Below are 14,172 nucleotides of genomic sequence, written 5' to 3' on the forward strand. Positions count from 1 at the left end.
ACGGAGAAAATATCCCATGACCATCAGTGATATTGCAAAGCTGGCAGGTGTTTCCAGCGCTGCGGTCAGCCGCTATTTGAACGGCGGCCCCCTCAGCGAACAGAAACGTGCCGTGATACAAGCCGTAGTGGAAAAGACCGGTTACAGCCCGGACACTGCCGCCCAGACCCTGCGCACCGGCAAGGTGCGTCAGGTGGGGGTCATCGTGCCCAGCATCAGCTCCCAGTCGGTGGGGCAGATCACCAGCGGCATTGCAGCCGAGCTGGGCGCAAGCCGCTACCTGATGCTGCTGGCTGATACCGAGCTGGACGAGCAGATGGAGCTGGAATACCTTACAGCATTGCAGCGCAACCATGTAGCCGGTATCATTCTACTGGGCTGTGATAATAGCCCGCAGCTGTGCAAGGCGCTGAAGGACTGCCGTGTGCCCGTGGTGGTAACAGGACAGCGCTTTGCAGACCTGCCCTGCGTTTATAACGACGACCGCGCTGCCGCCCGCGACCTGACCCGGAAGATGCTGGAGCATGGCCGCAGAAATATCGTGTACATCGGCGGCAGCGAACAGGACGCCGCCACCGGCATTGCTCGCCGTCAGGGTGTGCAGGACGCTCTGCGGGAAGTGGGACTAAACGCGGATGGTCTGCCCCGCGCCTACTGCGCTGCCTTTTCCATGGAAGAGGGACACCGCTGCATGGAGGAGCTGCTGGCACGCTGCCCGCAGCTGGATGGTGTGGTCTGCGTGACCGACACCGTGGCCTTTGGCGCATTGCAGGTGCTCCGCGCTGCCGGGCGCAGGGTAGGGCAGGATGTCGGCCTTGCCGGTATCGGAGACAACTGGGCGGGCAAGGTGGTGGAGCCCGGACTGACCACCATCCGCTTCTACCAGCGGCAGGTAGGGCAGGAAGCTGCCCGGATGCTGCTGCAAAGCTTAGAACATACTGAGCCGGACGCTGCACCGGTGCGCCAGACCACGCTGGGCTATACGCTGGTAGAGCGCGGCTCACTGTAAAAAAGAGGAACGAATGAAACAAAAGCTGATTTTTTTAGATATCGATGGCACTCTGCTGCCCCCGGGCGAGATGCTGATCCCCCAAAGCACGGTGGAAGCGCTGCGCAAGGCGCACGCCAACGGCCATAAACTGTTTCTGTGCACCGGGCGCAACCTGCGCATGACCCAGCCGCTGCTGGACTACGGCTTTGACGGCGCGGTGTGCAGTGCCGGCGGTTATGTGTTCTGCGGGGACAAGGTGCTGGTAGACCTGCCTATGGAGCCGGAGCTGGCAGAGGGTGTGCGCAACGCCATGGAGCGCCACGGCGTGGAGTGCACGCTGGAAGCGCGGGACGCCACCTACGGCAGCCTGAAGATGATCGAGCGCTGGAGTTTTACCCACCGGGATGCAGGCAATCTGAACAGCGAAGCCGCCCGTTGGCGCAAGGCCATGGAGGACGGCATGACCATGAGCCCGCTGGCCGATTACAAGGGCGAGCCGCTGTATAAGATCGTGTATATCGCGGAGCACAGCAAGGACTTGGACGAGGCCAAGCGCCTGTACGAGGACAGATTCGTGTTCTGTGAGAGCAAGCTGGACGGTCTGGATGGCGGCTATGTGAACGGCGAACTTATCAACCGTAAATTTGACAAAGGACGCGGCATCAAGGCTGTCTGCGACTATTTGGGCGTGCCCCTGCAGGACAGCATCGGCTTTGGCGACAGCGACAACGATCTGCAAATGACCGATGTGGTCGGCATCAGCGTCTGTATGGCCAATGGCTCTGCAAGCCTGAAGCAGCGCTGCGACCGCATTGCCCCCTCAGTGTACGAGGACGGCATCGCCAAGGAGTTTGCAGCCTTGGGACTGATTTGACATATCTTTGTAAAATAGGGCAGGGGAACGTCCGCAGATGTTCCCCTGCCCTAAAATTATAAATAATTCTCCCGCATTGTTTTGCAATAAAAGGAGCACCGCACAAAGAACTGTGCGGTGCTCCTTTTGGTTCATAAATCAGTAGTGCAGATCCTCTGCGGTCAGGCTTTCCAGCACGGGCAGCATGGCAGCGGCTTCGGCTTTGGCGGCGGGCAGATCCATATCGCGGTAGTTGCCGCACTCCACCTCGCTGGCACCGGGCACAGCGCCCTCAAAGCCAGCCATAAAGCGGTAGGCATCCACCGTCAGCTGCAGCGCCTGCGCCGGGGTCAGCCCCCGGGTAAGCAGGTAAAAGCCGGTGCGGCAGCCCATGGGGCCAACATAGATCACCCCGTCCTTCACGGCGCTGTTGCGCGCGTAGGTGGCAAACAGGTGCTCCAGCGTGTGGGCGGCAGCGGTGGTCAGGTAATCGCCCTGATTGGGCTTTTTCATGCGGATGTCCCAGGTGAGCACATCGCCGTCCTGACGGCTCAGATACATCCCGCGCTCCAGCCGGGTGTGATCTACGCAAAAGCTTGCGATACGTTCCATACTACGTTCTCCTTTATCAGCCCTGCAGGCGCTGCACACTGCCGTGTGCGCAGTCCACAGCCACCATCAGGCCATCGCGGATGTGGCTGGTAGCACCGGCGGCACCCACAACGGTGGGCTTCAGCAGTGCCTTGCCGGCAATGGCGGCGTGGCTGTTCAGGCCGGGCTCCTCTACCACCAGAGCGGCAGCGTCGCGCACAAAGCTCAGCATCTCGTTGCTGGTGGAAGGCACCACCAGCACCATGCCGGGCTTGAACTTGGCGCGCACCTCGTCCATGGTGCGGCAGACGCAGGCCTTACCACTGGCAACATCGTTGTTCTCGGGGCCGACACCCACGCCGGTAGCCAGACAGTTGCCCACCATGTGGATCTTGATCATGTTAGTGGTGCCGGAAACGCCCACGGGCACGCCTGCGGTCACAACAGCCAGCTCGCCATTGTGCAGGTAGCCGTTCTCCTTGGCTAGAGCAGTGGACATCTCGATCAGCTCATCGGTGCTGTGTGCCAGAGACATCATCAGCGGGGTGATGCCCCAGCTCAGGGACAGCTGACGCTGCACCTGCTCGCGCATGACGCAGGCAATGATGGGCTGCTGCGGGCGGTACTTGCTCAGCAGGCGGGCAGTAGTGCCGGACTCGGACACGGTCACGATGGCGGCGGCGTTCACGTCCCGTGCAGTCAGGCAGGCAGCATGGGCGGTAGCGTCAGAGACGCTGATCTTGCCGGGGTTAGAATCCATCGTGCGGCCGCGCAGATGGAAACCCTCCTGCTCGGTGCGCTCGGCGATGGCAGACATGGTCTTGAGCGCCTCCACGGGGTAGGCACCGGCAGCGGTCTCGCCGGACAGCATAATGGCAGAGGTGCCGTCGTAGATGGCGTTTGCCACGTCCGAGATCTCGGCGCGGGTGGGGCGGGGGTTCACCATCATGCTGTCCAGCATCTGGGTAGCGGTGACGATGGGCTTGCCGAAGGAGAAGGAGCGCTCGATGATGGTCTTCTGGATGCCGGGCAGCTCGGTGAAGTCGATCTCCACGCCCAGATCACCACGGGCCACCATCACGGCGTCGGCAGCAGCCAGAATGCTGTCGATGTTGTTCACGCCCTCGCGGTTCTCGATCTTTGCAATGATGCGGATGTTGGAATCGTACTGGTTCAGCAGGTTGCGGATCTCGTACACGTCCTGTGCGGTGCGCACAAAGGAGGCGGCGATGAAATCGTAGCCCTGCTGGATGCCGAAGATGATGTCATCCTTATCGCGCTGGCTCATATACGGCATGGACAGGTGCACGCCGGGCACGTTGACGCCCTTCTTGTTCTTGATCTTGCCGCTATTCAGTACGGTGCAGACGATGTCGGTGTCGTTCACGGTCTGGATCTGCAGCTTGATCAGGCCGTCGTCCAGCATGATGGTGCCGTTCGGCTCCACGTCCATGGGCAGATCCTTGTAGGTGATGGAGCAGATCTCGTTGGTGCCCTCCACATCGCGGGTGGTCAGGGTAAAGGTCTGGCCGGCAACCAGATTCTCAACGCCGTTCTTGAAGTCCTTCAGGCGGATCTCGGGACCCTTGGTGTCCAGCAGTGCAGCCACGGGCTTACCCAGCTCCTCGCGCAGAGCCTTCAGCTTTTCAAGGCGACCCAGATGCTCCTCGTGGGAACCGTGGGAAAAATTGAAGCGGGCCACGTTCATGCCGTTGGCGATCAGATCGCGCAGCACGCCTTCCTTATCGGTGGAAGGACCAAGGGTGCAAATAATTTTCGTCTTTCTCATGCAATATACCTCCGTCAACTCTCTCTTACCTATATCCGGCACAGCATCCCTGCAGGCTGCTGTGTATGACCAATGGGAGTAAAAGCTCCCGGTACAGCGGGTCGGTTTATGTGGCAGAGTGGAAAACACAAAACTCTACCACCTATTATTATAATCGTTCCGGTGCAAGAGAGCAAGAGGAATTTTTGCTTGAATACAAGTTTTTGCATCTGTTTATGCTTGTGAGAGGGATTGTGGAAAACTTAACGATGTGGCGCGGCTTTCTGTGGACTGCCTGATGGGGGGAAAACTGCTGTAAAACGTAAAAACTGATAAGAGCGCACAAGGCTGCTTCCTCTTGCATCTGAGGGGCTTTTTGCTTATAATAAGGGTAATAAAGTAGTACTGTTCCGGGGTACGCCCGGAGAATGGAGTGACCATTATGGAAAAACGTGTTTTTCTGATCGTTCTGGACAGCTTTGGCATCGGCGCAGAGCCGGATGCCGCTGCCTTTGGCGATGCAGGCACCAACACCTTGGGTGCCATTGCGAACCACCCCAATTTCAACTGTCCCAATCTGCGCAAGCTGGGTTTGTTCAACATTGACGGCGTGACCGCAGGGGAGAAAACGGATGCCCCGGCGGCTGCCTTTGCCCGCCTGCAGGAGCAGAGCATGGGCAAGGATACCACCATCGGCCACTGGGAGATCGCCGGTGTGGTCAGCCCGGAGCCGCTGCCCACCTTCCCCGAGGGCTTCCCGGAGGAGCTGATCCGGGAGTACGAGCAAAAGACCGGCCACAAGGTGCTGTGCAACAAGCCCTATTCTGGCACGCAGGTGCTGAAGGACTACGGCGAGCAGGCCATGCGGGAAAACGCCCTCATCGTGTACACCAGCGCCGACAGCGTTTTTCAGGTGGCCGCCAACGAAGAGCTTGTGCCGGTGCAGGAGCTGTACCGCTACTGTGAGATCGCCCGGGAAATGCTCAAAGGCAAGTACGGCGTGGGCCGCGTGATCGCCCGCCCCTTCCTTGGCAACAGCGCGGACACCTTCTACCGCACCACCAACCGCCACGACCTGAGCCTGAAGCCGCCCCGCGCTACCATGCTGGATCTGCTGAAGGATGCCGGCAAGGATGTGATCGCCGTGGGCAAGATCTACGATATCTTTGACGGCGAGGGCGTGACCGAAAAGATCAAGACCACCGGCAACACCAACGGCATTGCCTTTACCAAGGCTTTGCAGACCCGGGATTTTGAAGGCATTGCCTTTGTGAACTTGGTGGACTTTGATATGCTTTACGGCCACCGCCGCGATGTGGCCGGCTACGCTGCCGCCGCTACGGAATTCGACCGTTTTCTGGCTGACTTCCTGCCGGGGATGCGGGAGGGCGATCTGCTCATGATCACCGCCGACCACGGCTGCGACCCCTCCTACACCAAGACCACCGACCATACCCGCGAGTATGTGCCGTATCTGGTTTGCGGCAAGGGCGTAAAGGCGGGTACGGACCTGGGCACCAAGCTGTGCTTCGGCACCATCGCCAAGACCATCTGCGAGTATCTGGAAGTGGACGCTTCCACGCTGGACGGCAAGAGCGTATGGCAGGAGATCCGGGCATAAAACGCCCCAAAAGCTATAAGAACAGGAGCGTGAAACGATGCGTATTTATGATCTGATCGCAAAAAAGCGGGATGGCGGCACCCACACCCGGGAAGAGCTGGAAGCTATTGTCAACGGCTTTGTCAGCGGGGAAGTGGCCGACTACCAGATGGCTGCATGGATGATGGCAGTGTATCTGCGCGGCATGACCAATGAGGAGACCGCTGAGCTGACCGATGTGATGGCGCACAGCGGCGTGATGGTAGACCTTTCGCCCATTCCGGGCATCAAGGTGGACAAGCACTCCACCGGCGGTGTGGGCGATAAGACCACGCTGGTCATTGCGCCCATCGTGGCGGCCTGCGGGGTGAAGATCGCCAAAATGAGCGGCCGGGGCCTCGGCCACACCGGCGGTACCATCGACAAGATGGAGAGCGTGCCCGGCACAAAGACCGCCCTCTCGCAGGAGGAATTTTTTGCACAGGTGAACCGGATCGGCCTGTCGGTCATCGGCCAGAGCGAGGGTATCGCCGTGGCAGATAAAAAGATGTACGCCCTGCGGGACGTTACCGCCACCGTCAGCTGCATTCCGCTCATTGCGTCCAGCATCATGTCCAAAAAACTGGCTTCCGGCTCGGACGCCATTCTGCTGGACGTCACCACCGGCACCGGCGCCTTTATGAAGACTGTCGACCAGAGTATCGAGCTGGCGCAGCTGATGGTCGCCATCGGCACCCACCATGGCCGCCGGGTAGCTGCCATGATCACCGATATGGACACCCCGCTGGGTCACAACATCGGCAACAGTCTGGAAGTGATGGAGAGCATGGACGTGCTCAAAGGCCACGGCCCGGCAGACCTGACCGAGGTGTGCCTGCAACTGGCAGCCAATATGCTGGTGCTGGCGGGCAAGGGCGATGCCGCCCACTGCCGCGCTATGGCCGAGGCTGTCATTGCGGACGGCTCTGCCTTTGAAAAGTGCAAGGAAATGTTTGCCGCACAGGGCGGCGATATCCGGGTGCTGGATGATTACAGCCTGTTTGCTCAGCCTGCCGCCAGCTACGAACTGCTGGCCGAGCAGGACGGCTACATTGTGGCCAACGATGCCGAAAAGATCGGCTCTGCCAGTGTGCTGCTGGGCGCAGGCCGCCAGAAAAAGGGCGACCCGCTGGACTTTTCCGCCGGCATCACCCTGCACAAAAAGCGCGGCGACTATGTCCATAAGGGCGAAAGCCTTGCCACCTTCTACGGCGCAGCGGACAAGTTTGAAGCCGCCGCCGCCGAGTACCGCAGCGGCCTTATGTACGGCGCGGAAAAGCCGGAGGAAGCCCCGCTGGTGTACGCCCTTGTCACCAAGGACGGCGTAGAGCGGTACTAAGATCTTTTACGCGGCGGGCGTACCCCAAAGAGTGGTTTTATAGAAGCGAAAATGTAAAAAAGCTGAACACCTGTTTTTTGCAGATGTTCGGCTTTTTTGTATGCGTTTTAAGGGCTGCTATGTGCAGATATCTGCCGCCACGGTATACACTGCATGATAGTGCAGGGCATCCTCCTGCACGGTGCACTCCTCCCGGCGGGCGAAGATCTCCGCATCCGGGAAAGCATCGTGCAGCGCCCGCAGCCCCTGCAGCCGTGCCAGCGTAAGCGCCTGTGCTTCGGTGCGGTACATCGTTTCCTGCTGCTGCCCGTAATAGGTGGTCTCCTCCACCGCGCAGGGCAGGGGCAGGCCGAAAACCTCTAATTGCAGATGCCGGGTGCGGTACAGCCCGTCCCCGTCAGGCGCAGAGGGGGGAAGCGCGGCAGAATGCTCTGCAAAAAACAGCTTGTAATTCGTTGTATTTTTGCCGGTCAGCTGCGGCATCGTCTCTGCCAGCGGAACGCTCTGGTCTGTCTGCCACTCCAGCTGCGCCACCACCGTGCCCGCCGCCGGGGCAAAAATCAAGGTGCCGTCCCGCTCGCTGCGCGCAGTGCCGATCAACCCCTGCCCGGCTTCCACAGTCTGCCCGGGGGCTACCAGCATAGTGCCGCTGGCAAGATTTGTACGCAGCACCGTCCCATTGCACTTTGCCCGCAGCCCGTGCAGCGTGCCTGCGGCGATCTCGGGGCGGGCATGGGCAGGGGCGGCTTCCACCGCAAGCCGGCCTTTTTCAAAATTCAGGCTTGCCCAAGAGAACTCGCCGCTTTCCAGCAGGGCATACTCTCCGCAGCGCAGCAGCTCCTCGGTTACGGCAGTGCCGGGCTGCAGGCCGCAGCTGCGCAGCACTGCACCCGCCCGCGCCCGCTGCCCGGTGGTCAGGCTGCCGTAGTCCACCGCCCATATAAATCCTTGCAGCCAGACCAGCACCAGCCCCCAAGCGACAAGCCCCGCCCAAAGCCCCTTGCGCTGCAGCAGCGGACGCAGCAAAAAATAAAGCCCTATCCGTTTTTCCACTCGCAGCCGCACCCGCCTGTGCCGGGCAAGTGCAGCCAGCCGCCGGTACTGCCAAGCTGCGCAATGGGCGCAAAAGCCGCCGGGCAGGGAAGAAATGCCATATAAATGCAGCCCTTGCCCGGCAGCGTCGGTCAAAAGCGCCTCGGGGCTGCCGTTCCGGGCGGTAAAGCGTACCCCCGCCCAAAGGCTTGCAGCTTCCATGGCAGCCTCCTATTCATCGGAAAAATCGGTGCGCAAAAACTGCCCCTGCACCGTCAGCCGGGCGGCGGTCAGGGTACAGATGCGCAGCCCGCTGCCGTATACCGTGAAACGTCCTTTCGCCAGCCGCAGGCACAGCTTGTTTTCATCAAAAAACAACACTGTGCAAAAATGCTCGATCTCCATCCGGTCGCCGCTCAGGTATACGGCAGGGCGGCTGTAAAACCCGGGCGGCGGCTGTCGGAACAGCCCGCGCAGCCAGTCGCCCGGGGTGCGCCGGTCGTGGTGTGCTCTGGCCATCGCTGTCCCTCCCGTCCCGCGCTTTGTACATTGCACAGCCCATGCTTCCATATATATGGAGGGGGAGGGCGTGCTTATGAGTAAAAGCTGCAAACCACTGTATCCGGGGCTTTTTTTGCTGGGTGCAGCCACGGCGGCGCTGGTATTTGCTGCGCCGCAGACCTGTGCGGCAGCCCTGCGGCAGGGTCTTGCACTCTGCGGCGGGTCGCTGCTGGTGTCGCTTTTTCCATTTCTGGTGGTGTCGGCGCTCATCATGCGCAGCGGCGCGGGCGAGGTATTGGGCGTGCTGCTCTGGCCGGTGGTGCGTTGTATCGGTCTGCGCAGCCGCAGCGCGGGCAGTGTGCTGCTCATCGGCCTTGTGGGCGGCTTTGCCCCTGCCGCCGCCGCAGCTGCCGAGGCAGTCCGCAGCAGGGAGCTGACCCCGCAGGAAGCTTCAGCTCTGCTGCCTGCCTGCATCTGCTCCGGGCCATCCTTTGTCATCCTGACGGTAGGGGAGCAGCTGCTGGGCAGCCGCACAGCCGGGATATGCCTGTTTGCTGCACAGGTGCTGGCGGGCTGGCTGACAGCGGCACTGTTCTGCCGTGTCCGCGGCATACCGGAGCCTTTGCCCGCACCGCCCACCGCCGTGCAAGCAGCACCGCCGCCGGCGCTGGATGCCATCCTTGCGCAGGCGGCAGTGACCTACCTGAAATTATGCGGCTTTGTGCTGTATTTTCGCCTGCTGGCGGCAGGCTGTGGGCTGCTGCTGCCCGCGGCGCTTGCGCCCTTTCCCGCCATGCTGCTGGAGGTGTGCTCCGGCTGCGATTACGCCGCCCGCACCGGTTTGTGGGCAAGCGGGCTGTGCTGCGCCGCGCTCAGCGTGCAGGGCGCTTCGGTGCTGCTGCAAGTGCGCACCCTCTGCCCGCAGGAGGTCTCGTTCAAACCCTTGCTGTGGGGCAGGGTGCTGCATCTGCCGCTTTCGCTGGCGCTGTTTTATCTGGGCTTGCCGGAGCGTGCCGTGGAGAGCTTCAATACTCTGTGCGCCCGGGTGGTGCCCATGCAGCGGGTGCCGACAGACTGCGCTCTGCTGGTGTTTGCGGTGTGCTGTATGACCGCCTGCGAGGCCTGCCGCCTGACCGGAAAGAAGGCACAAAACGCAGCTCCGGCAAATAAAAAGCGCTCTGCGGCTTGCAAACCGCCGCAAAATGTGGTAACATAACTCTTGGTTATCATATTACCAAACGCAGCGACGGAGAGAGTAGGCGCTGCCTGCACGGCAAAGAGAGAAGCTTCACCGGCTGAAAGGGCTTCCATGTGCGGCAGGGGCTGAAGTTCGCTCCCGAGCGGTCTGCGCGAACGATGCGGACGCATCTATTAGCACAGGACGGTTGCGCCCCGTTACGGCGTTTGAGCGCCGCCTGCCCTTGTGCAGGCGGAAACCGGGTGGTACCGCGGAGCAGAAATGGTTACAGCTTCGTCCCTTTTGCCTGAGCAGTCGGGCAGGGGACGGAGCTTTTTTGTTATACTCCGCTCCATGAACACAAAGAATAAAGGAGAGAAAATCCATGCAAGCAATGATCGATGAGCTGGCCAAGCAGGCCGCTGAAAGCCTTGGTCAGGTGTCCAGCAAGGAGACGCTGGCTTCCTTCTGGCAGGAATACCTCAGCAAAAACGGCAAGATCCCTGCCCTGATGAAGAACCTGCGCACCGTTGCGCCGGAAGAGCGCCCCGCCATGGGCAAGATCATCAACGAACTCAAGCAGAAGGTGCAGGCAGACTACGATGCCGCCGCCGAGACCGTGAAGCAGGCAGAACTTGCTGCCCGCAACGCCGCCGAGACGGTGGATATCACCCTGCCCGCCAAGACCCGTCCTGCAGGCGGTCTGCACCCGTTGACGCTGGTCACCAACCAGATCATCGACGTGTTCTCCGGCATGGGCTTTGCCGTGGCAGATGCCCCGGAGATCGAGGATGACGACCACAACTTCACCCGCCTGAACGTGCCCAAGGATCACCCCGCCCGCGATATGCAGGATACCTTCTATCTGTCCGATGAGTTTCTGCTGCGCACCCAGACCTCCGGTGGCCAGATCCGCACCATGGACAGCCAGAAGCCGCCTATCAAGGTGCTGATCCCCGGCCGCGTGTTCCGCTCTGACTCGGACGCTACCCACAGTCCCATGTTCCACCAGATGGAAGGTCTGGTCGTGGATAAGGGCATCACGCTGGGCGACCTGCAGGGCGCACTGAACACCTTCGTGCAGAAGCTGTTCGGCGCCGACACCCGCACCCGCCTGCGTCCCTCCTACTTCCCGTTCACCGAGCCCAGCGTGGAGGTGGACGTAAGCTGCTTCGAGTGCCACGGCAAGGGCTGCCCCCTGTGCAAGCACACCGGCTGGATCGAGGTGCTGGGCGGCGGCGTTGTCAACCGTAAGGTGCTGGAAAACTGCAACATCGACCCGGACGAGTACTCCGGCTTCGCCTTTGGCATTGGCATCGAGCGTATCGCTATGCTGAAGTACGGCATCAACAACATCGGTCTGATGTTCGAGAATAATCTGCAGTTCCTCAAGCAGTTCCACGAATAAGAGGGGAGAGAACAAACAATGAAAGTACCTTTCAGTTGGTTAAAAGAATTCGTTGATATCGATGTTACCGCACAGGAACTGGAGGAGAAGCTGTTCTCCTGCGGTTTCGAGGTGGAAGAGCTCATCCCGCTGGATGCCGGCATCAGCAAGGTGGTCGTCGGCAAGATCGTGGAGATGGAAAAGCAGGAGGGCACCCACCTGACCAAGTGTGTGGTGGACTGCGGCGCTTACGGCCACGAGATCCGCATCAGCACCGGTGCCGCCAACATGAAGCTGGGCGATTGTGTGCCCACCGCACTGGATGGCTCCACCCTGCCCGGCGGCGTCACCATCAAGGCCCGCAAGATGCAGGGCGTGGAGTCCAACGGTATGCTGTGCTCCGGTGCAGAGCTGGGTCTGAACGATGACCTGTTCCCGGGCTCTGAGGTCTACGGCCTGCTCATCCTGCCCGAGGACTCTGTTCCCGGCGCCGACATCGCCCCGGTGGTGGGTCTGGACGACTACATCTTTGATATCTCCATCACCGCCAACCGCCCGGACTGCCAGTCTGTTCTGGGCATCGCCCGCGAGGTGGCTGCTGTTCTGGGCAAGCCCCTGCATATGCCCGCTATGGACTATAAGGCAGTCTGCGAGCCGGACGCTCCCATCACCGTCAAGGTGGAAGCACCGGAGCTGTGCCCCCGCTACATGGCACACTATGTGCGCAACATCCGCATGGGCGAGTCTCCCCGCTGGATGAAGCGCCATCTGGCACTGTGCGGCCTGCGCTCCATCAGCAACGTGGTGGATATCACCAACCACACCCTGCTGGAGATGGGTCAGCCCATGCACGCTTTTGACCTGAACAAGGTCGCCGGCCGCACCATTGATGTGCGCCGCGCCCACGAGGGTGAAAAGATCGTCACGCTGGACGAGAAGGAATTTACCCTCAACCCCAACAATCTGGTCATCTGCGATGCCGAAAAGCCGGTGGCACTGGCCGGTATTATGGGCGGCGCAAACTCCGGCATGGACGATAACACCACCAGCCTGCTGTTCGAGTGCGCCACCTTTGCCCGCGACAGCGTGCGTAAGACCAGCCGTGCACTGGGTCAGAACAGCGATTCCTCTGCCCGCTACGAGAAGGGCGTGGATCGCTACTCTCCGCAGCTGGGTTTGGCACGCGCCCTGCACCTGATCCAGCAGCTGGATTGCGGTGATATTACCACGCTGGAGTACGACCTGACCGATGGCCGCCCGCTGGAGCGCAAGCACATCGTCACCACCCCGGCAAAGATCTGCGCCGTGCTGGGCATCACCGTGCCCGACCAGACCATGATCGACATCCTGCGGCGTCTGGAGTTCACCGTGGACGTGCAGGCCGATGGCAGCTGGGATGTGTCTGCACCCCTGTACCGTGATGACGTGGAAAGTTTCCCGGATCTGGCCGAGGAGGTCATCCGTGAGTACGGCTACGACCATATCGTGCCCACCTTCCTGAACACTGCCTCTGTCACCAACGGCGGCCTGAACTACGACCAGAAGCAGCAGCTCAAGACCAAGCGTCTGCTGGCTGCGCAGGGCTTCTATGAGGCTTCCACGCTGGCCTTCTACTCCAACGCCGAGCTGGATATGCTGCATATCCCTGCTGAGGACGAAGCCCGCAAGGCCATTCGCATCCTGAACCCCATCAGCGAGAACCTGTCTATCATGCGCACTCTGCTGACCCCCTCCATGCTGAACGTCATCGTGGACAACCTGAAAAAGAGCAACGCCGAAGGCCGCCTGTTCGAGATGGCACCGGTCTACCTGGCCAAGGAACTGCCCATCAATGAGCACCCCCACGAGCGTCAGACCCTCTGCCTCGGTGCTTTTGGCCCCGAGGAGGACTTCTTCACCGTCAAGGGCGCACTGGAAGCGCTGGCAGCCGGTTTTGGCCTGACCTTTGATTATCAGCGTGAGACCGCCGCATGGCTGCACCCCGGCATCAGTGCCGCCGTGTATTGCAACGGCAAGCGACTGGGCGTGTTCGGTAAGCTGGCCAACGAGATCAACGCCGAGCTGGAGATCGCCAAGGAGCAGAAGGACAGCCAGAACATCTATCTGGGCGAGCTGGACTATGAGGCTCTGATGTCCTGCGTAGAGGGCGAGCTGCGCTATAAGCCCCTCAGCCCCTATGCACCGGTCAAGCGCGATCTGGCTCTGGTCTGCGGCGAGACTGTGTCCTGCGGCGAGATCGAGGAGACCATCCGCAAGGCCAGCCCGCTGGTCAGCGAGGTCAAGCTGTTCGATATCTATCGCGGCGCTAACCTTGGCGAGGGCAAAAAGAGCATGGCCTTCAGCCTGTCCCTGTCTGATTCCAAGAAGGAAGTCTCTGCTGAGGAAGTGGAGCGCGTGGTCAAGAAGATTCTCGGCAACCTGAAGTTCAAGCTGGGCATCGAGATCCGCTAAAAGCTTATTATATAAGTAATTATATATAGACCCAAGGCCGTCTGTGCAGTGCATGGACGGCCTTTTTGCATGGGAAAGAGGGGGTGATTACAATATGAGTGAAGCAAACTCAATTTTCTTTTAAAAAAGATGTCAAAAAGTGTTGACAAGATGGCCGGGATGTGGTATTATACTTGAGCGCCAAGCGTTGAGACAAAAGAATGACTTCTGAAGTCTCAGCAGGAAGCCCTTGAAAAGAACCAATGAACGTTCAAATGTTCCGGTTAGCACCGAGAAACTGCTGAATGATTTAAGTTCAGAAAAGTTCAAAAGCTTCTCAAAAAAGTGCTTGACAAAAAACCGCTTCTGTGGTAAAATAATCAAGTCGTCAGCCGCAAGGCTGCGGCGCACAGGACCTTGAAAATTGAACAATATCGAAAGAACTTGTAACGGAACCTATATTC

At 60.1% G+C, this 14,172-nt stretch carries 11 protein-coding genes; 7 read left to right on the plus strand and 4 right to left on the minus strand.

The genetic code is table 11. The features are described 5' to 3' along the window. Window positions 1-16: 16 nt before the first annotated feature. Window positions 17-1,009 carry a LacI family DNA-binding transcriptional regulator gene (locus WMO20_RS07575; protein ID WP_349186372.1) on the plus strand — a complete coding sequence of 331 codons (993 nt, stop codon included), beginning with the start codon at window positions 17-19 and terminating at the stop codon, window positions 1,007-1,009. 13 nt (window positions 1,010-1,022) lie between these two features. Beyond that, window positions 1,023-1,865 (plus strand): HAD family hydrolase, encoded by an 843-nt coding sequence (locus WMO20_RS07580; RefSeq protein ID WP_349186381.1) that lies wholly within the window; start codon window positions 1,023-1,025, stop codon window positions 1,863-1,865. A gap of 138 nt (window positions 1,866-2,003) precedes the next feature. Here WMO20_RS07580 and WMO20_RS07585 read toward each other — a convergent pair whose 3' ends face one another. Beyond that, a complete protein-coding gene (locus WMO20_RS07585; RefSeq protein WP_112090353.1) occupies window positions 2,004-2,456 on the minus strand; it encodes an S-ribosylhomocysteine lyase in 453 nt (150 codons plus the stop codon). Between the two features lie 16 nt (window positions 2,457-2,472). Further along, complete coding sequence (pyk, locus tag WMO20_RS07590; RefSeq protein ID WP_112090354.1) at window positions 2,473-4,224, minus strand: pyruvate kinase; 1,752 nt, start codon at window positions 4,222-4,224, stop codon at window positions 2,473-2,475. 421 nt (window positions 4,225-4,645) lie between these two features. Between pyk and WMO20_RS07595 the strand changes: the two genes are divergently transcribed. Beyond that, a complete protein-coding gene (locus WMO20_RS07595; RefSeq protein ID WP_349186382.1) occupies window positions 4,646-5,824 on the plus strand; it encodes a phosphopentomutase in 1,179 nt (392 codons plus the stop codon). A gap of 37 nt (window positions 5,825-5,861) precedes the next feature. Further along, window positions 5,862-7,181 carry a thymidine phosphorylase gene (locus tag WMO20_RS07600; protein ID WP_316541047.1) on the plus strand — a complete coding sequence of 440 codons (1,320 nt, stop codon included), beginning with the start codon at window positions 5,862-5,864 and terminating at the stop codon, window positions 7,179-7,181. A gap of 117 nt (window positions 7,182-7,298) precedes the next feature. Here WMO20_RS07600 and WMO20_RS07605 read toward each other — a convergent pair whose 3' ends face one another. Next, on the minus strand, window positions 7,299-8,435 hold the full coding sequence (locus tag WMO20_RS07605; protein ID WP_349186383.1) for a sporulation protein YqfD: 1,137 nt from the start codon (window positions 8,433-8,435) through the stop codon (window positions 7,299-7,301). A 9-nt stretch (window positions 8,436-8,444) separates the two neighbouring features. Continuing rightward, on the minus strand, window positions 8,445-8,732 hold the full coding sequence (locus tag WMO20_RS07610) for a YabP/YqfC family sporulation protein (protein ID WP_170126622.1): 288 nt from the start codon (window positions 8,730-8,732) through the stop codon (window positions 8,445-8,447). Window positions 8,733-8,808: 76 nt separating this feature from the next. Between WMO20_RS07610 and WMO20_RS07615 the strand changes: the two genes are divergently transcribed. From WMO20_RS07615 to pheT, 3 genes are all read left to right on the plus strand, one after another. Beyond that, window positions 8,809-9,930, plus strand: a complete 1,122-nt coding sequence (locus WMO20_RS07615; protein WP_349186384.1) for a hypothetical protein — start codon at window positions 8,809-8,811, stop codon at window positions 9,928-9,930. Between the two features lie 346 nt (window positions 9,931-10,276). Beyond that, complete coding sequence (pheS, locus tag WMO20_RS07620; protein ID WP_349186385.1) at window positions 10,277-11,299, plus strand: phenylalanine--tRNA ligase subunit alpha; 1,023 nt, start codon at window positions 10,277-10,279, stop codon at window positions 11,297-11,299. 18 nt (window positions 11,300-11,317) lie between these two features. Next, window positions 11,318-13,729 carry a phenylalanine--tRNA ligase subunit beta gene (gene pheT / locus WMO20_RS07625; protein WP_349186386.1) on the plus strand — a complete coding sequence of 804 codons (2,412 nt, stop codon included), beginning with the start codon at window positions 11,318-11,320 and terminating at the stop codon, window positions 13,727-13,729. The last annotated feature ends 443 nt before the right edge of the window (window positions 13,730-14,172 follow it).

It is taken from the genome of Faecalibacterium intestinale, assembly GCF_040096575.1.
Classification (GTDB): Bacteria; Bacillota; Clostridia; order Oscillospirales; family Ruminococcaceae; genus Faecalibacterium; species Faecalibacterium intestinale.